The sequence below is a fragment of the Rhodococcus sp. KRD197 genome (genome assembly GCF_017168235.1).
In the GTDB taxonomy this organism is placed as follows: Bacteria; Actinomycetota; Actinomycetes; order Mycobacteriales; family Mycobacteriaceae; genus Rhodococcoides.
The window spans coordinates 551,333-575,081 of record NZ_JABFAO010000002.1 but is presented as its reverse complement, the minus strand read 5'-3'; the positions used below and the strand labels follow the sequence as shown (position 1 = coordinate 575,081).

At 64.6% G+C, this 23,749-nt stretch carries 23 protein-coding genes; 17 read left to right on the top strand and 6 right to left on the bottom strand.

Going from position 1 to position 23,749, the window contains the following annotated elements; translation table 11 throughout:
- The first annotated feature begins 231 nt into the window (after positions 1–231).
- Both J1M86_RS04900 and J1M86_RS04895 read left to right on the top strand, forming a co-directional pair.
- Positions 232–1,728, top strand: coding sequence for an aldehyde dehydrogenase family protein (locus J1M86_RS04900; RefSeq protein WP_206509011.1), 1,497 nt, complete (start codon positions 232–234; stop codon positions 1,726–1,728).
- Positions 1,729–1,731: 3 nt separating this feature from the next.
- On the top strand, positions 1,732–2,706 hold the full coding sequence (locus tag J1M86_RS04895) for an oxygenase MpaB family protein (protein ID WP_206509010.1): 975 nt from the start codon (positions 1,732–1,734) through the stop codon (positions 2,704–2,706).
- Here J1M86_RS04895 and J1M86_RS04890 read toward each other — a convergent pair.
- Entirely contained in the window at positions 2,656–3,717 is a 1,062-nt protein-coding gene (locus J1M86_RS04890; protein ID WP_083667503.1) for a S9 family peptidase, read from the bottom strand. The two genes, J1M86_RS04895 and J1M86_RS04890, sit on opposite strands and share 51 nt — an antisense overlap.
- A gap of 100 nt (positions 3,718–3,817) precedes the next feature.
- Here J1M86_RS04890 and J1M86_RS04885 point away from each other — a divergent pair, with 100 nt between their 5' ends.
- Together J1M86_RS04885 and J1M86_RS04880 are read left to right on the top strand one after the other, a co-directional pair.
- A complete protein-coding gene (locus tag J1M86_RS04885; RefSeq protein WP_206509009.1) occupies positions 3,818–4,759 on the top strand; it encodes a DUF808 domain-containing protein in 942 nt (313 codons plus the stop codon).
- Between the two features lie 417 nt (positions 4,760–5,176).
- Positions 5,177–5,854, top strand: a complete 678-nt coding sequence (locus J1M86_RS04880; protein ID WP_206509008.1) for a serine protease — start codon at positions 5,177–5,179, stop codon at positions 5,852–5,854.
- An 18-nt stretch (positions 5,855–5,872) separates the two neighbouring features.
- Here J1M86_RS04880 and J1M86_RS04875 read toward each other — a convergent pair whose 3' ends face one another.
- Positions 5,873–6,700: an oxygenase MpaB family protein gene (locus J1M86_RS04875; protein ID WP_075838518.1), complete on the bottom strand. Its 828-nt coding sequence runs from the start codon at positions 6,698–6,700 to the stop codon at positions 5,873–5,875.
- A gap of 87 nt (positions 6,701–6,787) precedes the next feature.
- Here J1M86_RS04875 and J1M86_RS04870 point away from each other — a divergent pair, with 87 nt between their 5' ends.
- Entirely contained in the window at positions 6,788–7,402 is a 615-nt protein-coding gene (locus J1M86_RS04870) for a TetR/AcrR family transcriptional regulator (RefSeq protein ID WP_206509007.1), read from the top strand.
- Here the strand turns inward: J1M86_RS04870 and J1M86_RS04865 are convergent.
- The 4 genes from J1M86_RS04865 to J1M86_RS04850 form a co-directional block, all read right to left on the bottom strand.
- The gene (locus J1M86_RS04865) at positions 7,390–8,532 is read right to left on the bottom strand and encodes an acyl-CoA dehydrogenase family protein (protein WP_206509006.1); all 1,143 of its coding nucleotides are present in this window, start codon (positions 8,530–8,532) and stop codon (positions 7,390–7,392) included. The two genes, J1M86_RS04870 and J1M86_RS04865, sit on opposite strands and share 13 nt — an antisense overlap.
- A gap of 57 nt (positions 8,533–8,589) precedes the next feature.
- Entirely contained in the window at positions 8,590–9,681 is a 1,092-nt protein-coding gene (locus tag J1M86_RS04860; protein ID WP_206509154.1) for an NAD(P)-dependent alcohol dehydrogenase, read from the bottom strand.
- Between the two features lie 2 nt (positions 9,682–9,683).
- A complete protein-coding gene (locus J1M86_RS04855; RefSeq protein WP_241259652.1) occupies positions 9,684–10,112 on the bottom strand; it encodes a DUF4334 domain-containing protein in 429 nt (142 codons plus the stop codon).
- Positions 10,113–10,176: 64 nt separating this feature from the next.
- A complete protein-coding gene (locus tag J1M86_RS04850) occupies positions 10,177–11,382 on the bottom strand; it encodes a TetR/AcrR family transcriptional regulator (protein WP_206509005.1) in 1,206 nt (401 codons plus the stop codon).
- Positions 11,383–11,581: 199 nt separating this feature from the next.
- Between J1M86_RS04850 and J1M86_RS04845 the strand changes: the two genes are divergently transcribed.
- From J1M86_RS04845 to J1M86_RS04790, 12 genes are all read left to right on the top strand, one after another.
- On the top strand, positions 11,582–12,595 hold the full coding sequence (locus J1M86_RS04845) for a nitronate monooxygenase family protein (protein WP_206509004.1): 1,014 nt from the start codon (positions 11,582–11,584) through the stop codon (positions 12,593–12,595).
- On the top strand, positions 12,592–13,389 hold the full coding sequence (locus J1M86_RS04840) for an enoyl-CoA hydratase (RefSeq protein ID WP_206509003.1): 798 nt from the start codon (positions 12,592–12,594) through the stop codon (positions 13,387–13,389). Before J1M86_RS04845 ends, J1M86_RS04840 begins: the two co-directional genes overlap by 4 nt.
- Positions 13,390–13,532: 143 nt before the next feature.
- Positions 13,533–15,128, top strand: a complete 1,596-nt coding sequence (gene fadD5 / locus J1M86_RS04835) for a fatty-acid--CoA ligase FadD5 (RefSeq protein WP_206509002.1) — start codon at positions 13,533–13,535, stop codon at positions 15,126–15,128.
- Between the two features lie 3 nt (positions 15,129–15,131).
- Positions 15,132–15,941, top strand: coding sequence for an ABC transporter permease (locus tag J1M86_RS04830; protein WP_206509001.1), 810 nt, complete (start codon positions 15,132–15,134; stop codon positions 15,939–15,941).
- Positions 15,941–16,789, top strand: a complete 849-nt coding sequence (locus J1M86_RS04825) for an ABC transporter permease (RefSeq protein ID WP_206509000.1) — start codon at positions 15,941–15,943, stop codon at positions 16,787–16,789. Before J1M86_RS04830 ends, J1M86_RS04825 begins: the two co-directional genes overlap by 1 nt.
- Positions 16,786–17,964: an MCE family protein gene (locus tag J1M86_RS04820; RefSeq protein WP_307786526.1), complete on the top strand. Its 1,179-nt coding sequence runs from the start codon at positions 16,786–16,788 to the stop codon at positions 17,962–17,964. Before J1M86_RS04825 ends, J1M86_RS04820 begins: the two co-directional genes overlap by 4 nt.
- Positions 17,961–18,977, top strand: a complete 1,017-nt coding sequence (locus J1M86_RS04815; protein WP_206508999.1) for an MCE family protein — start codon at positions 17,961–17,963, stop codon at positions 18,975–18,977. The genes J1M86_RS04820 and J1M86_RS04815 overlap by 4 nt, the downstream gene beginning before the upstream one ends.
- Positions 18,974–19,951 carry an MCE family protein gene (locus J1M86_RS04810; RefSeq protein WP_206508998.1) on the top strand — a complete coding sequence of 326 codons (978 nt, stop codon included), beginning with the start codon at positions 18,974–18,976 and terminating at the stop codon, positions 19,949–19,951. The genes J1M86_RS04815 and J1M86_RS04810 overlap by 4 nt, the downstream gene beginning before the upstream one ends.
- On the top strand, positions 19,948–21,012 hold the full coding sequence (locus J1M86_RS04805; protein ID WP_206508997.1) for an MCE family protein: 1,065 nt from the start codon (positions 19,948–19,950) through the stop codon (positions 21,010–21,012). Before J1M86_RS04810 ends, J1M86_RS04805 begins: the two co-directional genes overlap by 4 nt.
- Positions 21,009–22,031, top strand: coding sequence for an MCE family protein (locus J1M86_RS04800; protein ID WP_241259551.1), 1,023 nt, complete (start codon positions 21,009–21,011; stop codon positions 22,029–22,031). The genes J1M86_RS04805 and J1M86_RS04800 overlap by 4 nt, the downstream gene beginning before the upstream one ends.
- Positions 22,028–23,245 (top strand): MlaD family protein, encoded by a 1,218-nt coding sequence (locus J1M86_RS04795; RefSeq protein ID WP_206508996.1) that lies wholly within the window; start codon positions 22,028–22,030, stop codon positions 23,243–23,245. The genes J1M86_RS04800 and J1M86_RS04795 overlap by 4 nt, the downstream gene beginning before the upstream one ends.
- A complete protein-coding gene (locus J1M86_RS04790) occupies positions 23,242–23,712 on the top strand; it encodes a hypothetical protein (protein WP_206508995.1) in 471 nt (156 codons plus the stop codon). The genes J1M86_RS04795 and J1M86_RS04790 overlap by 4 nt, the downstream gene beginning before the upstream one ends.
- Positions 23,713–23,749 lie beyond the last annotated feature (37 nt).

The window sequence follows — 23,749 nt, the reverse complement described above, 5'->3', positions numbered from 1 at the left end:
AGCGAGCGAGAGCTGCCTGCTCCGGGGTGAAGTCGATACTCGTCACGAAGGATGCTCCTGTAATCGAGGCGATCGCACCGGCCCTACGGCCCGCTGTGCGAGTCGGTATGTGAACGACTTGTCGAGCGGGCGCGCACCGCATAGTGTGAGCTGAACAACAGTAAATCACATCAAATATATGTGATGCGATTTGTGTGAGTGACCGAATTACCTCCAGCTGAAGGGTTGCCCATGACGGACCAGGTCGTACAGACGAAAGCTCGTACCTTCGACAGTCTCGACCCACGGACCGGCATGGCTCTCGCCAGCTATCCCGTTGCCGACGCCGACGAGGTCCGCGCCGCTGTCGAGCGCGCCCGTTCCGCGGCGCGATGGTGGGACAGCCAGGGCTTCACCGGACGAAAGCGGTGGCTTCTCGAATACAAGGCCGCAATCGCGAAGGACGCCCAGAGCCTCGCCGCAGTCATCGCCGCCGAGACAGGCAAACCCGACGAGGACTCGCTACTCGAGGTCATGTTGGGCGTCGAACACATCGATTGGGCCGCCCGCAACGCGAAGAAGATCCTCGAGCAGCGCAAGGTCTCCTCCGGCCTGATCAGCTTCAATCAGAGTGCCTACGTCGGCTACCGCCCGTTCGGAGTCGTCGGAGTGATCGGGCCGTGGAACTACCCGCTCTACACCCCGATGGGCTCGATCGCATACTCACTTGCCGCCGGAAACACCGTCGTGTTCAAGCCCAGCGAACTGACACCGGGTGTCGGTGTTTGGCTCGCGGACAAGTGGAACTCACTCGCTGCGGCGCATCCGGTGTTCCAGACCATCACCGGTGACGGATCGACCGGAGCCGCGCTGTGCAAGTCGGGCGTCGACAAGATCGCGTTCACCGGCTCGACTGCAACCGCCAAGAAGGTCATGGCCACCTGCGCGCAGCGCCTCACACCGCTGGTCGCCGAGTGCGGCGGCAAGGACGCCATGTTGGTCGACAAGGATGCCGACCTCGACGCGGCAGTCGAGTTCGCGACGTTCGGTGCGATGGGCAATGCCGGTCAGACGTGCGCGGGTGTGGAACGGATCTACGTTGCCGAGCCCGTCTACCAGGATTTCGTCGAAAAGCTCACCGCCGCGGTGTCGGCACTGAAGCCGGGCGGCGCCAAGACCTCCTCCTACGGACCGATGACGCTCGGAAAGCAGAGCGACATCGTGCGCGCGCAGATCGAGGACGCGTTGGCCAAGGGCGGACGGGCAGTGCTGGGCGGGCTGGATTCGCTGCACGGCCCGTACATCGACCCCGTCATCCTCACGGACGTGCCAGAGGATTCGACGGCGATCACCGAGGAAACATTCGGGCCGACCGTCGTGGTGAACAAGGTGCGCGATCTCGACGAGGGCATCGAGCGCGCGAACGCTTCGGTGTACGGCCTCGGTGCCTCGGTGTTCACCAAGGATCCAGGCGAGGGACGTCGCGCTGCAGAAAAGCTGGACTGCGGTGTGGTCACCGTCAATTCGGTGCTCGGTTTCGCCGGCATTCCCGCGCTCCCGTTCGGCGGCACCGGCGATTCGGGATTCGGCCGCATCCACGGCGCTGACGGCCTTCGAGAGTTCAGCACCGTCAAATCGCTTGCAGTGCAGAAGTTTGCCGCACCCATGAATCTACTGACGATGCAGCGCAAGGCACGCGACCTGAAGGTCTCGGCGTTGATGCTCAAGCTGCGACACGGAAGAAGCTGAGCGATGGCCAACGCAGTGGAATCGAAGCCCCGACGCGGCCGGTACGGGTGGGTTCGACGCATCGAAGAACTCGACACGGAGCGTGATTGTCACGCGATTCACCGCATCACCGCCGGCTTCGAGTTCCCGTGGGACTATCAGCGTGCGCTGGAGTTCGCGTTGTTCCGGACATACTGCGTGCCAACCATTTCCAATCTGCTGGAGAAGACGGGCGAGTTCGCCAACCGGCCGCAGAAACGGTACGACGACACCGCACTGTTGATGGCGGAGATGCTCGAACACGGCTACGAGTCCGAGCGCGGGGTCGAGGCGCTACGCACCGTCAATCGCATGCACGCCAAGTACGACATCTCCAACGACGACATGCTGTACGTGCTCAGCACTTTCATCTACGAGCCCATCGACTGGATCGACAGGTACGGCTGGCGCCGGCTTCTCCCGAAGGAACGCCTCGCCGCGTTCCATTTCTATCGGCAGATCGGCATCCGAATGGGAATCAAGAACATACCGGAGTCCTATACCGAGCTCGCGAAGTTCAAGCTCGACTACGAGGAACTGACGTTCCACTACACCGAGGACAATCACCGGGTCGGCACGTACACGCTCGAACTGTTCTGCTCGTGGTTCCCCGAGGCAATGCACCCCGCCGTCCGGCGCGGGGTCTACGCACTGATGGACGATCGGATGGCACGTGCCTTCGGCTTTCCGACCGGATCGCCGACGGTCCAGCGCCTGGCCGAGATCGCACTGCGCGCCAAAGCCCGAGCGGTGCGGCTCATGCCGACGAGAAAGCGGTCCAAGAGCACCGACGACGGCAAGAACCGGACGTACCCGGGTTACCCCGCGAACTACCGTCCGCGAGATCTCGGCGCTCTCGCCGATCCGCCGCGATGCCCCTTCCCCACAGCCGGCTCCAGCAGCACCGATTCAGCTGAAGGTGTTCTCCGCCCACGTGCCGAGCGCACCGCGGAACTCTGAGGACAGCGGCAGCGGGAGGTAGAGATCGACACCCGTAGCAGGAAGCGGGCCGAGCTCACCGAGGGTGTGCGATGCGTTGGCAAACCGGGCATATTCGACGTCCGTTCCTGCCAACGCATCGTGCAGTCCGTCGATCTGATCGCAGGAGACGTTGAGGTCTTTCTCTGAGCAAGTCAGCAGAACGTCGGTCGACGGGGCCAGCGTGGCTGCGATCGCGGTGGGTTCGACGGCGTCGATCTCGGTGAGGAACGTGGCGTTGATCGGATTGATGCCGAGCGGGGCCAGCGTGGGATCTTCCGGATACGGCAGTGGCTGGCCGGCTCGCAGCGCCTCGATGCTCACGGCGAGCCGCGCTCGCTCCGAACTCGCAGCCTCGGGCGTCATCTGACCGCCGGCGACCGCACGATCGAAAGCCGCGTTGAGCTGCAGCGACATCAAGTCCAAGTACCTCAGTGCCGGCGGTGCGAGCAATCCGACGGGTCCGAAGTCCACACCACGGTCCTTCAACGACAGCGTCGTCAACGATCCTTCACTGTGGCCGAGGACCGCGATATCCTCCGACGCCACCCCGGTGCGTTCCCGCAGCACGTTCAGCGCAGCCTCGGCCGTGTCGACCTGGTCGGTGTAGCCGAGCGAATCTGTGGGATCGAGGCCGGCCATGCCGGTGCGGCCGCTGCCGAACTTGTCGTACCGCAGCGTGGCGACGCCGCGTTCGGCGAGGACATCAGCGGTATAGGCCAGTGTGTTCGGGGTAATGCCGTCCTGATTGCCGTCCCGGTCGGTCGGCCCGCTGCCGGGGAGCAGCAGTGCGGCGCCGCGAACCTCGCCGACGGGCGCGCGGAAGCTTCCGTAGTACGTCACATCTCCCGAGGTGAACTCCACCTCGGAATCGAGGACTGCGTCGGGAGACCACGGAACGTTGATCGGCGCGGCCTGCGCAGCAGCAGCGGATCCCCCGATCAGCAGCAGCGAGGCGGACAGTGCGGCAATTACTCGTCTCGTCAGCAACACGGGAGGATGGTAACAGCCTTCTTGGTCTGGTTTCGGGTGGCGAGCGGCGCGGTATCTTGAGTTCTGGTCATGGCGACCGGACCGATCTCAGGAGGACTCCATGGCGGGTGGACTTGTCGCTCTTCTCGACGACGTTGCCGCGCTTGCGCGTTTGGCGGCGGCCTCGATCGACGACGTCGGTGCGGCAACGAGCAAGGCGACGGCGAAAGCTGCCGGTGTGGTCATCGACGACGCCGCGGTGACGCCGCAGTACGTCCGGGGCCTCGCCGCCGAGCGTGAGCTCCCGATCATCAAGCGCATCGCGATCGGGTCCCTGCGCAACAAACTCATCATCATCCTCCCCATCGCGCTGCTGCTCAGCCAGTTCCTCCCGTGGCTGTTGACGCCGATTCTGATGCTCGGAGGCTGCTACCTCGCCTACGAGGCGGTGCACAAGATCTGGGGCGCGGTCTTCGGCCACGGTGCTCACCACGAGGCCGCCGAGGACGTACCGAAGGACGAGGACACCGTCGTCTCCGGCGCTGTGCGCACCGATCTGATCCTGTCCGCCGAGATCATGGTCATCGCCCTCGACACCATCGCCGGCGAGGGCTTCTGGAGTCGGCTGATCATTCTCGCGGTGGTCGCGGTGGTCATCACCATCGTCGTCTACGGCGTCGTCGCACTGATCGTGAAGATGGACGACATCGGGTTGCAGTTGGCAGATACCAGGTCCGGTGTCGTCGAGAAGTTCGGCCGCGGACTCGTCAAGGCGATGCCGAAGGTGATGTCGGTGCTCAGCGTCGTCGGCACGGCTGCGATGTTGTGGGTCGGTGGCCACATCCTCCTCGTCGGTATCGACGAGTTGGGTTTCCACCCCATCTACGACGTGGTCCATCACGGCGAGGAACTCGTCGGGGACGTCGCCGGCATCGGTGGTGTGCTCGCGTGGATCGTGAACACTCTCGCGTCGGCTCTGCTCGGCCTGATCGTCGGCGCCATCATCGTCGCGGCGCAGCTCGGCGTCTCGAGGCTGCTGAAGAAGCGAAAAGCGGAGCACTAGGGCGTCGTCGTAGGTCGATAGTTCCCAATTCTCTCCGGTCGTTTCCTACCGCATCTAACTTGTGCGCAGGATCTTCTCGATCCCGACGTCTAGTGAAAACGCCTCGACAAGAGTAAAACTGAGAGAAACGTCGGGGACGTCGTACTCACACCGGAGAACACTATGAAATCTCGTGTGGTGTCACTGCTATCGCTACCCGTGCTTGCCATTGCGCTTGTGGCGGGTTGCTCCAGTTCTGATTCGACGACGGAATCCGAAAGTGGTGACGCCGCGCCCGCGGCCGCTACGGACGCCTCGGGAGCCGTCAGCGACAACAAGGTGATCGACGACTCGATCGTGTTTCTTCAGATCGAAACCTCGGGATACGTCCAGTATCCGACGACGGACGGTGGCCTCGAGTGGTCCGACGAGTGGACTGTGACTTCGGGTTGCACGGGGTGGTTCGCCGGATCCGAGGGAGAAATCGTCACCGCCGGACATTGTGTCGACCCCGAGGAGGCGCGAAAGAGAATAATTCAGGAGTTCCTCGACTACGAAGGCGCAATAGACCTGGCCAATGATGCCATCTCGAACTGGAAAGTCGAAGGGTTCGACGCGGGCGCGCCGCTGGACGTCGTCCTGACAATCAAGCAGCCGAACATCGAAGGCCAAGTTATCAACGATTGGATGCCCGTTCAATTGGTGGATCTGATCAAATCCCAAGACGGCGATCTGGCGCTTCTCCGCGCAAACGGCGTCAATGGTGATACTCCTGCTCTCAGAGTTGCAAGCGAGCAAGCGGAAAGTGGCGATCCGGTAACCGCGATAGGGTTCCCGTCGAGCGTCAGCGCTGTTTCGAACGAAATGGTAATTCCGAATCCATCGTTCAAGACAGGAACAGTGTCATCGAGGCAGATATCCGAGCGGGGCGTCGCAGGTCTCGAGGTGAACGCTGACATCAGCGGCGGCATGTCGGGCGGACCGACAGTCAATGCAAACGGCGAAGTAATCGGGGTCAACTCCTTCACGATCAGCGGTGAAGAGCAGGCCTTCAACTTCATCACCGATACGCGCGATCTGAATCGCTTTCTTCAGCAGAACGGCGTGGGCAACTGACCCGCGCACCGAACTTGCCTAAACCAGGCTGCGTCCCTGCACCATTCGGGTCCGCACGTCCCAGAGCAGAATATTGAACGGCATCTGGCGCAGCACGGTCGGCGTCACTCGATTGGCCATTGCGAGTGCCCGGACGAGTCGGTCGAATCGCCGCTGCTTGACCGGATCCCAGGGCAGTTCCATCTCGTCGCGGAACCGCTCGGGGAGAAAGCCCGTGGTGACGAAGCGCATGAACGGCCCGATGAGCGGATGCAGGACATGGGGTTTGACGAACGTCGCCGACGCGATCCCGTACAGGTACTTCCTGATGGTCGGGTCGATGTGCACGTCGTCGAGCGCTGTGTTCCAGTAGTTTTCGAATGCGAGGCGGTTCGACGGCCACTTCTCGCGTGGCATCTGCAGCGTCGAGCCCAGCACATGGCAGCGTTGGTACATCTCGTCGAGGAAGTCCGCGTCGGGTTCGCCGTAGAGGGCATAGTAAACATCTTCGAAGCCGCGGTACAGGCAGGCCGCGACCCACAGCTGTAGGTCGGGGTCGAACGCGTTGTATTTCACCGGACTGTCTGCCGTCGACTTGACCGCAGTGTGAGATCTGTTGGTGGCCTTCCGGTACGCGGCTTTGACATCCTCGGCACCCATGCCCGCGACGGCCAGGTAGGACAGCGTCGTGCGGGTTCGCTTGACCGGGTGACGGTTGATCTGTCCGGTCTCGACGGTGCTCTCGTAGACGCCGTAGCCGACGGCGGGGTGGGCGAGCTGCATGATGACGTTTGCCCCGCCGGCGAGCAGCCCGAACCCTGACATGGATTTGCGCAGTAGTGCGTTGTCTTCCGTGTGGGCGGTCATCGCCACTTCCTTCGAATTCGGCCATCTGAGTACATGCGTGTGCAGATTACGCTAGGCGCGCGGGAAGAACGATGTCAAGATGTCTCCATGGATCCATCCCCTCGGACATACGGCGGAGTGGACGGCTCGGCACGTGTCGCCGAACGCCGCCGCACCCTCGTCGAGGCCGGCCTCGACCTGCTCGGCACCAGCGAACCCGAGCTGAGCGTGCGAGGCGTGTGCCGCCTTGCAGGCGTCGCATCGCGGTACTTCTACGAGAGCTTCGCCGACAAGAATGCACTGGTGGAAGCGGTGTACGACCACGTGATCGGTGAGATCACCACAACCACCCTCGCCGCACTCGCGGCCTCCGGCGATTCGGCGAGCGAACGCGTCCGTACCGCCGTCGCCGCCGTCGTCGAAGCAGTTGCCGAGGACCCACGCCGCGGACGGCTTCTGTTCGCGGCCACGGTGTCGGACGACGCGCTCGCCGCCAAACGCGCCGAGTCGACCCGCATGTTCGCCGGCTTGCTCGCCGCCCAAGCCAGTGAGTTCTACGGCACCGAAGCCGACACGCACCTCGAGCTGACGGCCCACTTCATCGTCGGTGGCGTCGCGCAGGTACTGACGGCCTGGCTCAACGGCTATCTCGATCTCGACCAGAATGCGGTCGTCGAGCACTGCTCCGAACTGTTATTGGCGGCCGGCGGTCACAATCCGTAGGTCTTGCCGATGATGTCACGCTGAATCTCGTTGGTGCCGCCGTAGATCGAAGACACCAGCGTGGTGCGGACGTGCTTCTCCATGTCGAACTCGGTCGCGTAGCCGTAGCCACCCATCATCTGCATGCCCTCGAGTGCAACCTTCTTGGCGGTCTCGGTGAGCTTGAGTTTCGCCATCGACGCCTCCCGCGGGAAGAGCTTGGCCGGGTTCTCGTCCACGAGGCGGGCGACGTGATAAACGAGCAGTCGACCGCATTCGATCTCCGTCGCGAGATCGGCGACACGGTGCCGAAGTGCCTGAAACGTCCCGACCGGGCGTCCGAATTGCTTTCGCTGCGTGATGAACTGGAGCGTGTCTTCGAATGCTCGCTGCGCGGTGCCGAGCATCATGGCCGCCAGGATCAGCCGCTCGATGTTCAGGCCGGTCATCAGTTGTCCCCAACCCTGGCCCTCCACACCGATCACGGCATCCTCGGGAAGGAGGCAGTCGGTGAAATAGAGATCGTTGACCTCCTTGCCACCCATCGTGTCGATGCCAACAATGGACAGGCCCGGGGCGTCGGCGGGCACGTCGAACATCGTCAGTCCCTCGTGCTTGCCTTCGCCTCTCCCCGTCCGGGCAACGAGGAGGATGCGGTCGGCGAAATGCGCGTTGGAGCACCACGTCTTCTGACCGTTGATCGACCAACCGCCGGCAGTCTTCTCGGCGCGGCAGCTGAGGTTACCGACGTCGGATCCGGCCTCGGGCTCGGACATCGAGATCGAATAGCTCTTGCCCTCGACGATGCCCCCGAGTACCGATTCCTTCTGGGCCTGGGTACCGAACTTGGCGTACGCCGCTCCGGTGATCAGCGTCGGTCCGATTCCGCCGATCGGCGCCATGCCCTTGGCTGCTTCCTCGAGGAGGATGCACATGTCGACTGCCCCGCCGTCGGCGCCGCCGAACTCCTCGGCAATGGTCGATCCGAGCCAGCCGAGTTCGGCCATCTTCTCGTAAAGCGCCTGGTTGTGGGTGTGGGTACCGTGTTCGGTGAGGGCATCGCGTTGTTCGCGCGTGCCTGCCTCACGCTTGCAGAACGCGGCGACAGCCTCGGCGAACGAACGCTGTTCCTGGGTGAAATCGATACTCATCGAAATTCTCTCCTGATCAATGGGGTGAGGGGCCGGACGGCCATGCGCGAGAGCGCGTTACGTCCACAGCAGGACCGGCTTGACCGTGTCCCCGCGGCGATTGTCTTCGAGCGCAACGTTGATGTCCGCGAACGGATACCGCGTGACAAGACGGTCGATGGGGAAGGCTCCAGCAAAATACATGCGAAGCAGTTCGGGCACGAATGTCGCGGGCACGCAGTCGCCTTCCAAGCAGCCTCGAATGGTCTTGCCTTTCAACACGATATCGAGAAGGTCGAGATCCAGTCGTCCCTTGCCGAGGGCCACGGTGACCAATGCTCCGCCCATTCCCAGGGCGTCGAACGCCTGCGCGATCACGGCGGAGTTGCCGGTGGTGTCCAGCGCGTGACTGGCCCCGCCCTTCGTCGTCTCTCGTACCGCCGCGAGCACGTCGTCACTGCCAGGATCCACGACGTGGTGGGCGCCGAGCTCCGAGGCCAATGCGCGACGAATCGGTGACGGTTCGACCACGACAACGGTTCCCACGTCGACTGCTACGGCGGCCAGCAGGGCAGCCATTCCTACTCCGCCGACACCGTAGACGACGATGCTGTCCTGCGGTCCCGGGCGCAGAGCGTTGAGTACTGCGCCGGCTCCGGTCTGGACGCTGCAGCCGAGCGGGGCGGCAGTCTCGAGGTCGATATCGGCGTCGATCACGACTGTGTTGTCCTCGGTGGTGACGGCGTAGCCAGCGAAACTGGACTGACCGAAGAATCCGTCCCGCATCCGAGCCCCGTCGAGACTCACGCGTCTGGTCCCGTCCGCGCGTGCCCCGAACTGATTCAGCGCCGTGCCGCTCTGGCAGTACGCAGGCCTGGACTTGGCACAGTTGGCGCAGGCACCGCAGTGCCGGAAGGTCAGAATCACATGGTCACCCGGCCGAACCTTCGTCACCTCTGATCCGACGCGTTCGACGATGCCGGCGCCTTCGTGGCCGACCAGCACGGGCCGATCCACTGCGCCAGCTCCTCGGGCGACGAGATCGGTGTGACAGATACCGGTGGCGACGAGTCGGACAAGGATTTCGTCGGCGCGCGGCTCCTCGACGTCGACTTGCTCGACGGTGAACGGCTCGCGTGGATCACGCGAGACAAGCGCATCGGTACGCACCATCAGCACAGTTCCAGCGCGAAGTAGAAGAACTCGCCGCGTGAGAGGACCAGTTCCGGTTTGCCGTTCATGATTCCCATCAATGACTTCGAGTCGATCCTCTTGAAGTGATCGAAAACGGCCTTGCCGTCGTAGACCATCGTGGCGGTGACCTCGCCGCGGAACTCGATGTTCCACAGTGAGGCTTCACCTTGACCCAACTCGACATTCGAGAACAGCGTTCCGTCCTCGGCCCGGCAGATCAGCGGCTTGGCATCGGTGATCGAGCGAAAGTCCTTGCCGTACCAGTTGCTTGCCGGCAGGGCCCGGCACAGTCCATGGCCCGTCGCAAACGCACTGCCCTTGTAGGAGCCGAGGATATCCTCCGCCCGGACCGTGTCGAGGCGAGACCAAAGCTGATCCAGCTCGGTAGTCTCCACGCCGGACTCCATCGCGAGTAGCTCGCGAAGCCGTTCTGGTGCTGCAGTGTCTGACATGTGTACTCCTAGAGTCGTTTTATCCCAGTAGGACGGTGGTCATCAGGTGCTGGACCCTGCGGATCGTGCTCGGACTGCGATCGAAGCGAACGACGCGTCCGACGTCGAAGACCAATCCGAGGGCGGCGTGAACCAGGAAACGTGCCCCGACGCCGGTGAGTTCGGGCCGTGCCTCACGCACCAGATGTGCCCACTCCTCGACATTGAGTCGCTGCACGTTGCGGAGCGTGGTTCGCTGATCGGCCGGTACGTTGCCGATCTCGGCAAAGTAGACCGCGAGCAATTCGCTTCTTTCGAAGGACAATTCGGTGTAGAGACGCGCGAGGGCTTCGATGGCTTGGACCGAGGATTCGGACTCCGCGAGCGCGTCGCCGAGCGCAACGGTCAGCCGCTCGTTGGCTCGCTGGAACGCTGCCGCCAGCAACTCCGCCTTGCTCGGGAAGTGCCGGTACACGCTGGAAGCGTTGATCCCGGCCGCAGCGCCGATCTCCTCGATACTCACCTCGTGATAGCCGCGAGCGTAGAACAGCGCAATAGCCTGGTGTAGCAGTACTTCACGCTTGGACACCGGCGCACGACGGGGCGCCTCGGCCACCGTGGTTGTCGGCGAATCCGGCGGCAGGTCCGCTCGAAGAATCGACCAGGCAGCGCTGGACATCAACGCTTCGATCTGCTTTGCGGACAACGCCGATCGGTGCGCGGTGATACTGGCGATCACGCTGATCGCCGCCGTCGAGAGCATCGCTGTATCCGCTTCGGACAATTCCGGGCGGAGCCGGTGCAACGGTCGACGGACACGCTCACCGAGTTCGAAGACCGCGTCTCGGAGCGCGATTTTGTCGTCGCCGATCAGGTAGCGCCCCTCCCATCGGTACAGACCGCCCGTCCGACGGTTGTCGATCGTGGTGCGGATGATGGCGAGGACGACGGCGTCCAGCGTCGACTCCGGATCGGACTCCGTCGTCAGTGCCGGATCGGTCGCAGCCATCAAAGTGTCGGCGAGACGCATGACCGCGTGCGTGAACAGGGCGTACTTGGTCGGGAAATGCCGGTAGAGCGCGGGCCCAGAGATTCCGACGACTGCCGCGATGTCATCGACACCGACCGCGTGATACCCCCGCTCGCTGAATGCCTCGGCAGCGGCACTCAGAATCTGGGCCTTGCGGTTTTTCGGTCGCCGACGACGAGGTGCTGCGTCGTTGCCAGCTGCCGCCGTGTCAGTCATTGCCGTCCTCGATGCTTGTGGAAATTTCCATCATATTAACCGTAGCTCGCACCTTGTGTTGACATTGAGGATATTGCTCCACCCTTGACAGGCAGCCGAATCCCAATGTTAAGTTAGCGGCAATTCGCCTAATTGAGCTTGAAGTGGCGCCATCTGACGCCCGGCAGGCCAACGATCCGATCGGAAGTGTCGCCAAGAGATGTTGCACACCTCGTTCACCCGCATGTTCGAAGTCGACCACCCCATCGTGCAAGGCGGCATGATGTGGGTCGGTCGCGCCGAGCTCGTGGCAGCCGTCGCCAACGCAGGGGCCCTGGGCTTCATCACCGCCCTGACCCAACCGACCCCGCAGGCTCTGATCGAGGAGATCGCGCGCTGCAGGAAGCTGACGGATCGCCCGTTCGGCGTGAACCTGACGATCCTGCCCTCGATCGACCCGCCGCCGTATGCGCAATACCGCCAGGCCATCATCGATTCGGGCATCAAGATCGTCGAAACCGCCGGATCCAACCCCGTCGAACATCTTCCGTACTTCAAGGATGCCGGGATCAAGGTCATCCACAAATGCACCAGCGTCCGGCATGCGGTCAAAGCCGAACTCACCGGCGTCGACGCCGTCAGTATCGACGGGTTCGAGTGCGCAGGTCATCCGGGTGAGGACGACGTGCCGAACCTTGTCCTCATCCCCGCGACCACGTCGCGGTTGCGCATTCCGGTCATCGCCTCCGGGGGCATCGCCGACGCCCGCGGCCTCGTCGCCGCGCTCGCGCTCGGCGCCGATGCGGTCAACATGGGTACCCGGTTCATGTGCACCGTCGAGTCGCCGGTCTCCCACGCGGTCAAGGAGGCCATCGTCGCCGGCAGTGAGAAAGACACGACACTGATCTTCCGCTCACTCGGCAACACCGCACGGGTCGCCAAGAACGCGGTCAGCGCCGAGGTGGTGGCCAAGGAAAGCCTCGGATGTGAGTTCACGGACATTGCCCATCTGGTCAAGGGCGCCCGTGGACGCAAGGTTTTCGAGGACGGCGACATGGACGCCGGGATATGGACCGTCGGTCAGAGTCAGGGACTCATCGACGACATTCCGACGGTGCAGGAGCTGGTCTCACGCATGATCTCCGGAGCCGAATCTATTGTCACCGAACGCCTGTCGCCGCTTCTCGACGGGCAGGCCGCCCACTGTTCGCCAACCACGGTGGGAGCACGATGACCACGGGCGTCGGCACCGACGTCACCGCCGGCATTGCGACAATTCGCATCGACAGGCCGGCCCGGATGAATGCGTTGGACGGTCCCGCCGCGAACGCATTGACCGAGGCGCTGACCGGTCTCGCCGACCGGCCCGACGTGCGTGTCGTCGTGATCACCGGAACCGGTAGCGCCTTCAGCACCGGTGCCGATATCACCGAGTTGTCCTCGGCCGCTCCTGCCTCCCCGGAGGAATCGACAGCGAACGCGACCGAGACGATGCGCACGGGGAATGCTCTGATCCGCGCCGTCATCGAACTACCCGTGCCGGTCATCGCTCAGGTCAACGGTATCGCGGCGGGTGTCGGCGCCTCTCTTGCACTGGCATCGGACCTGGTGTACGCGGCCGAGGAAGCAGTCTTCCTGCTTGCGTTCACGAACGTGGGGTTGATGCCCGACGGTGGCAGTAGCCTGCTGGTGCCCGCGGCGATCGGCCGTGCACGCGCCAACGCGATGACACTGCTGGCCGAACCGATGAGCGCTACCGACGCCGCCCGATCCGGACTGATCAACGAGGTTCTGCCCGCTGCGGACCTCGAAGAACGGGTGCAGAAGATCGCTCGAAAGCTCGCACGCGGCCCACGCCGAGCACTGGAACTGACCAAACGCGCGATGACCGCCTCGACGCTGGCGCTGCTCGAAGACGCACTCCGCCGCGAAGCCGAGGGACAGATCGAACTGCTGACCTCGCCCGATTTCCGCGAGGGTATCGCGGCAGTGCTCGAGCGGAGAAGACCGGAGTTTGCACGCGAATAGCGACAAACTTATCCACGTTTTCACATGCACAGATGAACTTGGCAAACCGTAATCAGCCGTTGCCATTCTGGCTTCGGATCGGACGCGGCGATTGTAAGCTGGCTCACACTTGTCCCCGCCCGCAGACAGACAGGAACCCCACGATGGCAGCTCACTCGGACCTCGAAACCTCATCCCCCGAAACCGCAGCCCCCGACGTCAACGAACCAGAGCGATCGACGCGAAACAACTGGAACAACCAGGTGCGACGCCACGCGTTGATGCAGCCCGACGCTCTCGCGCTTCGCTTCGAGGGCGCTTCCATCACGTGGAGCCAGCTTTCCGATCGAGTAGACCGCTTCGCGGGTGTCCTGAGCCGTCGAGGGGTCGGCTTCGGAGACCGCGTACTCATCCTGATGCTCAACCGACCCGAGTACCTGGAAGCGGTGCTCGCAATCAACGCACTCGGCGCCCTTGCCGTACCGGTCAACTTCAGAATGACGCCCCCGGAGGTCTCCTTTCTCGCCGAGAACAGCGGCGCCGCCCTGATGGTGACGGACGAGACGCTGGCCCCGTTGGCGGGAGCCGTTGCCGATCGGACCGATTCACTCTACGAGATCATCACTGTCGGCGAGACCTACGAGGCCCTGCTGGCCGAATCCACACCGGCGTCACCCGTGGACGTCCCCGACAGCGCACCCGCACTGATCATGTACACCTCGGGGACGACCGGTAGGCCGAAGGGGGCAGTGCTCACGCACTCCAACATGGCAGCCCAGTCACTGACGTGCATCCGTGCGCTGCAGATGCGCGGCGTCGACGAGGTCGGCTTCTGCGCATCGCCGATGTTTCACATCGCGGCCCTCGGCAGTCTCGCGCCCAGCCTGCAACTCGGCATACCGACCGTGGTGTACCCGGTGGGCGCATTCGACCCGGCAGCGCTGCTCGACGTGCTCGAAGCCGAGGGCGTGACCACCCTGTTTCTCGTCCCGGTCCAGTGGCAGGCCATGTGCGCCGAACAGTCCCGCCATCCACGAAAGTTGCGATTGCGGGTCATCTCCTGGGGCGCGGCACCGGCGTCGGACACGGTCCTGAAAGCCATGGCGGAGACGTTCCCGGACGCCCTGAACGTCGCCGTATTCGGCCAAACCGAAATGTCGCCCATCACGTGCGTTCTCGACGGCGAGGATGCTCTCCGCAAGCTGGGTTCGGTCGGACGAGTCATCCCGACGATCGCCGCGCGGATCGTCGACGACGAGATGAACGACGTCGCTCAGGGCGAGATCGGCGAAATCGTCTACCGGGGGCCGACATTGATGGAGGGGTACTGGCAGAACCCCTCGGCGACGGCGGACGCCTTCGCCGGCGGCTGGTTCCACTCCGGTGACCTCGTGCGGCAGGACGAGGAGGGTTTCGTCTTCGTCGTCGACCGCAAGAAGGACATGATCATTTCCGGCGGCGAGAACATCTACTGCGCCGAGGTCGAGAACGTCCTGTTCGGACACCCGCGCATCCTCGAAGCCGCCGTCATCGGACGCCTCGACGACAGGTGGGGAGAAGTCCCCGTCGCTGTCGTCGCTCTCCACGACAGCGAAAGCGCTGATCTGACGCTGGAGGAACTCACCACCTGGCTCGGCGAACGTCTGGCGCGATACAAGCACCCCAAGGAACTCGTCGTGGTCGATGCGCTCCCTCGAAACGCAAGCGGCAAGGTCGTCAAAGTTGCTCTGCGCAAGACATATTCGCCGACACCCGCCTAGCAGGTGAACGTCGAACTGCCCGTGGCGAAGGGCCCTGGACGCGACCTCGCGAATCAGGTCGGAGGGCTCATCGCGTTCTCGGTGACGGCACTCACGCGTACCGTGCTCACCCTCGCGCGCAGGAGACTGTCCCTGACAGAGACAGTTCTGCAGGCACTGTTCATCGCGCGCGTCTGCACGGTGCCGGCACTGCTGCTGATGCTCCCCATCGGCGTGCTCATCGCGGTGTCGGTCGGCTCGCTCGCCGGAAGGCTCGGCGCCGGTGCCTATTCCGGCGCCGTGGTGGCGTTCGTGGTGGTCGGGCAGGCAGCCGCACTCGTGTGCGCCCTGATGATGGCGGGCGTGGCGGGCTCGGCCATCTGCGCCGATCTGGGCTCGCGCACCATTCGCGAGGAGATCGCCGCGATGCAGGTGATGGGCCTCGACGTCATCGACAGGCTCGTCGTGCCGCGGTTGATCGCATCGATGTTCGTCGCCGTCGCGGTCTGCGCCATGGTGACGGTCGTCGGAGTCGGTGCGTGCTTCTTCTACCAGGTGTTCGTCGCCGACCAGTCCGCCGGCGCCTTCCTCACCACGTTCAGCGAGTACGGACGGGTTTCCGACTTCACGATGGCGATGGTGAAATCGGTGTGCTTCGCCGTGACATCGACGCTCATCGCCTCGTACAAGGGGCTCAACGCCAAGGGCGGACCCAGCGGCGTCGCCGATGCCGTCAACGAGGCAGTCGTACTGGCGTTCGTGATGGTGTTCGTGGTCAACACTGTGCTGTCCCAGTTGTATGCAGTCGTGGTCCCCGCAGTGGGGACGTACTGATGGTCTCGGACAACCTTCATCGTCTGCGGCGTCGAAGCCGAAGAGCGACGGGCATATTCACCGAGTTCGGCCGTCACGTGACGTTCTACGCCGAGACGGTCGCAGCCATTCCCTTCACTATCCGAAGATATTCCAAACACATCGCACACCACATCGGCGAAGTCAGCTTCGGGTACGCATCACTGCTGGCGGGTGGTGGCACCATCGGCATCGTCTTCGCCATGTCCGCCGTCGCGGCGATGATGGTGGGCGTCGAAACCTATCGCGGCCTGGACCTGATCGGCCTGACTTCGCTCTCCGGGCTGCTGTCCGCGATCGTGAACACCCGTGAACTGGCACCGGTCATCGCCAGCATTGCCCTCGCGGCCAAGGTCGGCACCGGTTTCACCGCACAACTCGGCGCGATGCGCATCTCCGACGAGATCGATGCGCTGGATTCGATGGCGGTGCGGTCGATTCCGTTCCTCGCCACCACCCGATTGATTGCCGCCGTCGTCTGCATCATCCCCATCTATCTCGTGGGGCTCATCGCTGCGTTCGTCGCCACGCGGTTGGTCGTGGTGAACTTCGGCGGCAGCTCCGCGGGCACCTACGACTACTACTTCCACCTTGCCCTGACACCCGGGGATCTCGTCTATTCGATGACCAAGGCCGTGGTCTTCGCAGTCATCGTCGCACTCGTGCACTGCTGCTACGGCTTTCACGCCTCGGGTGGCCCCGAGGGCGTGGGCCGCGCGGCCGGGCGTGCACTGCGCACCAGCATCCTCGCGATCGGTATCACCGATGTCTTCCTCACCGTCGCGCTGTGGGGCATCGTTCCGACCGTGCCCGGGCTCGGTGTGTCGTGACCGCCGCCCGCTCGACGACGCCACCGCGTCGCCTCGGTCCGAGCCCGAACATGCTCGCCGCCCGTGGTCTCGCCGCAATGATCCTGCTCGTGGCAACCGCCGCCGCCAGCGTCGTCTACGGCAGCGGCGCGCTGGACGAGGACCCCGTGGTCTTCGCCGACGTACCCGCCTCGGCCGGTCTGCTCGTCGGCGAGATCGGTGTGGCACATCGGGGAGTGCAGATCGGTACGGTCGCTGGGATCGACAGCGGCGTAGAGATCTCACGGGTGAGGATGCGCATCGACGCCGACGAGATCGACCGCGTTCCCGCCTCGGCCCTCGTGCGCATAGTTCCGCGAACGCTGTTCGGTGACGTCTACATTCAACTGATTCCCGATCCCGGCGCACCTACCTCGATACCTGGTGCATCCGCGACGCTCCAGGCCGGCGATCGGCTCGCCGTCGACAGTTCCGAGGAAGCGATTCAACTCGGCGAGGTCTACCGAAAGGTGACCGACCTCCTGCACCGGCTCGAACCCGCCGAGCTCCAAACCGCGCTGACCGCGATCAGCACCGCCCTGCTCGGCCGGGGTGAGGACATCGGCGCCACCATCGACCGCCTCTCGTCGACAACCGCCCTGCTCGAACCACACGTCGATGCCGCGATCTCACGCCTTCCCGAGATACGCCAGGTGACAGAAGCTTTCGACGCTGCCACACCGGACGTCATCGCCACCCTCGATGCTGCTACGTCCCTGTCGCAGATGGCGCTCGACCGTTCCGGCGGAGTCGAAGCATTGTTGACCAGCGCCGCCGTGCTGGCTTCGTCCGCCGATGACATCGCGTCAGAAAACCGTGCCCACGCCGTCGCTGTGATTCGGCGCGGCGCACCGGCATTGGACACCGTCGCCGGCAACGCCTCCGGTCTGGCAACCGCGCTCGATCGGTTCGCACCCTTCGGCGCCGCAGGTACGCGGATCTTCGCCAGCGGGCGCTTCGACATCACCGCCGTACCCGACTTCTCCGAGCCCCTGCCCTACACAGCGGCCGACTGCCCGCAGTATCCCGGTCTGGACGGGCCCAACTGCGCGCTCGCGGAAGTGCAGGAGGCAGCGGGAGCGCCCGGCCCGCTGAACCCCGCGAGCACCATGCTGCTGGCACCGATTCTGCGCGGCACCGAGGTGGCGATCCGATGACCTCGCTACGCCGCCCCCTCACACAGCTCGCCGCGTTCGCGGTGGCCGGAGCGATCTCGGCCGTTCTCGTGGTCAATACGCTCAGCGTTCCCGTCCAAGGCACAACGGTGAGCCACACTGCCGAGTTCACCGGGGTCGAGGGTCTCCGAAGCGGCAACGACGTGACGCTCGCCGGGGTTCGGATCGGCCGAGTCGACGACGTCGAATTCAGCACTGCCGGATCGACGAGTACTGCCGTCGTGGGATTCTCGGTGCAGTCGGCGGTGCCGATACCCGCCAACGTCACGGCCGAGATCCGATACGGCGACATGCTCGGTGCCCGCTATCTTGCGCTGGTCTCCCCGATCGAGCCGTCGGGCACGCTCGGTGCGGACAGCATGATCGGACTCGATCGAACCACCCCACCGGTCGATCTGACCGCGCTGGTCAACGGCTTCAAACCATTGTTCGACGCCATCGAGCCGGAACAGGTCGACACGCTGGCCCGGTCCATCGTCGACGCGTTCAGCGGGGAGGCAGCCACCATCGACTCGCTTCTCTCCCATGTGGCCACCGTGACGAGGGGGCTCGCCGACAACGACCGGATCATTTCCGATCTGATCGCCGACCTCGACGCGGTACTGCAGACGATGACGGCACACGGCGATGACATCTCGCGTCTCATCACGGGACTGACGGAGATGAGTCAGGTCGTCGCCGACCGGAATGCCTCGGTGATCACCGTCCTCGACGACGGCGCAGGCGCTGTCGCTGCGCTGACCACGCTGATGACCGGCACGGCCGAACCACTGGATGTGACAGTGGATCGCGTCAACGAGATGGCGGATGCGTGGACCGCGAACACCACGCAGTTCGAGCGCACGATGACGCTGCTTCCAACCCTTGCGCGGTCCATCAATCATCTCGGCGACTACGGAAGCTGGCTCAACTTGTACACCTGCAATTTCACGGTGAAGGCGGGCGACCAGGAAGTGAACATCTTCGGGGACAGCTACACGGAGATCTGCCGATGACCACGGCGAGGCTCGGCGTGGTCGGCATAGCGCTGATCGGTGCACTCTTGTTGGCAGCACTGGCCGTTCCGCAAGGCTGGTACCTGGTACGGACAGGGGCGTACAGCGCAGTGTTCGCCAATGCCGGCGGACTCACCGCGGCCGACCCCGTGTACGTGGCGGGAGTTCCAGCCGGACGCGTCGACAGCGTGGAACTGGCCGCCGGCCGCGTCCAAGTGCGGTTCCGTCTCGACGATCGACAGTCCCTCGGCGACCGCACCCGGGCCGCCGTCAAACTGCGCACCGTGCTCGGCAAGCGATACCTCGAGATCACCCCTGCTGGCAGTGGCCCGGTCGGGCCGGATCGGACCATTCCGATCGATCGCACCTCGGTGCCGTACTCCCTCGACGAGATAGCTGGAAAGGCAAGCACAACGGCAGCCGAACTCGACGTACCCGCCCTCGAAGAGATGGTGAGCACGCTGCGCGAGACGGTACCCACCGACCGGACCGTCGTGACCGATGCGCTGGCCGGGGTCACCGCAGCATCATCGATGTTGGCGCGCAACGAGGAGCAGATCGCGAGCCTGCTCGAGACCACGAAAGCACTGTCGACGACCATCGCCGCCGAGAGCGAGTCCATCGCGGTTCTCGTCGGCAACGCCGAGCTCGTGCTCGGCACTCTCGCCGACCGCCGAACTGCGCTCGGTTCTCTCGTGACCGACCTACGGACTCTGATCACCTCGGCTTCGGCGTTCCTCGGCGACAACGTCGCCGAGCTCGATCACCTGCTGACGAACATGCGCTCAGTGACCGACACCCTCGATCGCAACGGCCGCAACATCGACGAGTTGCTGACCACACTGCCGGCGGGCATTCGCGCCGTCACCGACGCCACCGGAAACGGCAACTGGGTCGATGTCTCCGCGCCGGCAGGGCCCCTGCCCGACAACCTGCTGTGCGCGATCGGTGTCCAACAGGGGTGCGGCCGATGAAGATGCTCGCGCTCACCGCCGTCCTTGCCGTCGTCTCCGCGGGCGCCTGGTTCGTCTTCTTCGCCACCGACGATGCCCGCACTGTCACAGCAGACTTCGCCTACATCAACGGCGTCTACCCCGGCAGTCCGGTGCACGTGCTGGGCGTCCCCGTGGGCACCGTCGAGACCGTCACCCCGCAGGGTCCGTCCGTGCGCTTGACCATGTCGGTCTCCGCCGATGTAGAGATCCCCGCCGACGCGGAGGCGTTCGTGATGAACCCCTCCGTCATCAGTGACCGGTTCGTCGAGCTCGGACCCGCGTACGACGGCGGCCCGACGCTCGGCGAGGACGTCATTCCGGTCTCACGCAGCCACGCTCCGATCAATTGGGACCAACTGCTCGACAGCGTGAACACCATCGCCGGTGCCCTCGGTCCGGAGCAGGCGAATGTGGGCGGCGCAGTGGACGTCCTGGCCGAGAGCACGAGGGGCCTCGGCCCGGACATCAACGACGCGATCCTCGCCGTGTCCTCGGCGACGGCCGTCGTCGGCGGCAACAGCGAGCAGATCGGCATGCTCATCGAGAACGTGAATCGACTGATCAGCGCGGTCGCGGCACGTGAAGGCGCGGTGGCGTCGATGACGAACTCCTTGGCCGATCTGGGCGAGGAGATCCGTCGGCAGGATCTCGAGATCGGCGAACCCATTGCGGCACTGCGGGACATGTTCGACCGACTCGATCAACTGCTCGCGGACCGCGGGGACGACATCCGCGCGGTGCTGCAGAATGCCAGCGCTCTGACGGGGCAGCTCGCGGCGAACGAGGCACAGTTCGCCGAACTGGTCGACACCGTGCCGCTGATGCTGCAGAACATCGGAAACACCATCGGCGAGGACCGCCGCGCCCGGATCAGGCTGAACGTCTCGACCGATCTGAACCAGTTCGCTACCGCGGTCCCACTGTGCCGCGATCTCGCACTGCCCATCTGCACCGGGGCCGGCATCACCAATCCGATACCGGTCCCGCTCAGCACCTCCCATCCTCTCGGCCTCGCACAGTTGATGGAAGGCGGCCGATGATGCGCGCACTGCTCCTGTTCGGCGTGTGTCTACTACTGTCCGGCTGCAGTGTGGGTTTGGGACAACTTCCCATCGGGCGCACAGCCGACGGCGCCGACTATCTCGTCACCGCACACTTCGTCCGCGCGGATCGAATCCGACCGGGTACCGAGGTACGAATGGGTCAACAACTCCTCGGACGCGTCCACGACCTCTCCACCGACGGACGTTCAGCCCAGGTACGACTGAGCCTGTCCCAGTCGATCGAGCTGCCCGCCACCGTCACCGCGGCAATCGAACTTCCCTCCGCGCTGGGTGAGCCGTATGTGAAACTCTCCGCCCCGTCACCGATACCAACCGACGCAATACTGGCTGACGGCGACGTCATCGAGGACACCGAGATCGGGCCCGAACTCGAATCCTCGCTCGCTGCCCTCGGCCTGGTGCTCAACGGCAGCGGATTCGACCAACTCGAGTCGATCATGACCGAGATGAACGCGGCCTTCGGTGGCCGCGGTCCCGACATCCGCGAACTGCTTCTACGCACCGACCGCATCACGGCCGCCGCGGCCGCCCATCGCGCGGACGTCGACCGCGTACTCACCGCGGCAGGCTCGGTGTCCCGCGCGCTCGCAGACAACCGCGAGCGACTGGACGAGGGCCTCACAGTCGCCGCGCCGACGATGGAACTACTGGTCCGACAACGCGACCACATCGCTTCCCTCGTCGAGCGCAGCGCCTCGCTCGCCGCCACCGCAGAGGACGTATTCGCGGGCCACGAGGATCAACTGGTCAGCGGTGTCGACCAACTCACGCACATCATCGAATCGATCCGAGGATTCAACGAGTCGGTTACCCCGGCTCTGGACAACATGAACGGGTTCATCGACGGGTTCACCGGCGCTGTCCACGGTGACTACCTCGTCTTCGACGGAGCTCTCGATCTGCCCGAGACGATCGCCGAGCTCATGACCGGCGACCGTCTCGCGGACGTGCCGTCCACGCTGCAGCAGCAGCTACCCACGGGGGCCGGAGAATGAGACGACCCGTCCTGATTCAGTTGTCGCTGTTCGTCATCACAGCGGTGGTCGCGGCGATCGTCGGAGTCGGCTACGTGCTGGGCCCGGGTACGCAGATCTTCGGCGGCTCGCTCACACTGACTGCGCAGATGGACGACGCGGTGAATCTTGCCGTCGGCTCGGGCGTCACCTACCGCGGCGTCGCCGTCGGTTCCGTCACCGATATCTCGATCTCCGAGACGGCCCTCGGCGCCGACCTTCACCTCACCCTCGACCCGGGCACACAGGTACCCGTCGGATCCGTGGCGAGAGTGACCAACAACAACGCCCTCGGCATCCAGACACTCGACATCATGCCCACGACCGCCGACGGCCCGTACCTGACCGACGGAGACCGACTCGACGTGCCGTCCGATCTGCAGCCACGCAGCCTCGACGAGCTCCTCCTACAGGCCTCGACTCTCACGGAGTCCATCGACCCCGACTCCGTCGCCGACCTCTCGAAGACGATGTCCAGCGCGCTCGCCGGCACCGGTGACGCACTGGCGGGGCTCATCGACGACGCCGAAACACTCTCCCGCATGCTCGACGCACACGCCCCCGCGCTCGCGAACATCGTCGAAACGGGCACCCCCATGCTCGACGCCTTCGCCGCGCGATCGGACTCCATTCCGGGGTCGGCGAGTGCGGCGCGCGAGATCACCCAACAGCTGCTCGCGCAGGAACCCTCGCTGATCCACCTGGTGGACCGCTCCCCCGACGCGCTCGCACGCACGAGTGCCCTACTCGACGACACCCGCGGGACCGTCGGGGCGCTGATGACCAACATGGTGTCCGTCAGCAGTGTCCTCGGCGATCGCACACCGGCCCTGTCGGCGCTTCTCGTGGCGCTACCCGACACCCTCGGGGAGTTGACCTCGATTGTCGACGGGGACCGCGGCAACTTCACTCTGGTCGGCACTCAGGGGCCGGTGTGCTGGTACGACACCGCACGTCGAAGCGTCGGCGACGAGTCGCCGCGCGAGCCGAACCTGAACCTCTACTGCCCACCCGGGCCCGATCTCGAGCAGCGCGGTGCACAGAACGCGCCGCGCCCGAACGAGCTGGGCCGCTCGGGCGCGAGCGAGCCGGGGAACGTGACCGGACCGCCGATGGCCGAGGATCCGCTGCTGATCCCGACCGCAGTGGAGGCGCTCGACTACTGGACGACGCTGTTGGAAGGAGTACAGGGATGACGCGTAGACGAGGCGCCGTCGCCGCGGCTGCAATTCTGGTCGCGGCTGCGCTGGCCTGGCTGGGAGTGTCCTACGCCGAGCACCGCGAACTCGACCGGCTCAGGTTCTCGGCGCTGGAATCGGCGACCACCTACACGGAAGGTCTCGCCACCTACGACTTCGACGACCCGGACGCCAATCTCGACCGTGTGACGTCGACGTCGACCGAGGAATTCGCCGGGACGTACCGCGAGGTATCGGCGAGCCTGCAGGACTTGCTGACCAGCGGACAGGGACAGGCGACCGGGCACGTCACCGCCGCCGGAATAGTCGAGCTCGACGACAGCAATGCCGTCGTCGCGGTGTTCCTCGACCAGCAGGTCCGCAACCTGACCGTGCCCGACGGACGCACCGACTCCTCGCGAATGCTGATCGGCCTCGCCCGCGTCGACGACCGGTGGTTGCTCGACTCCGCGGAACCGAAATGACAGGTGCGCGGGCATGGTCTCACCTCGCCGGAGCACG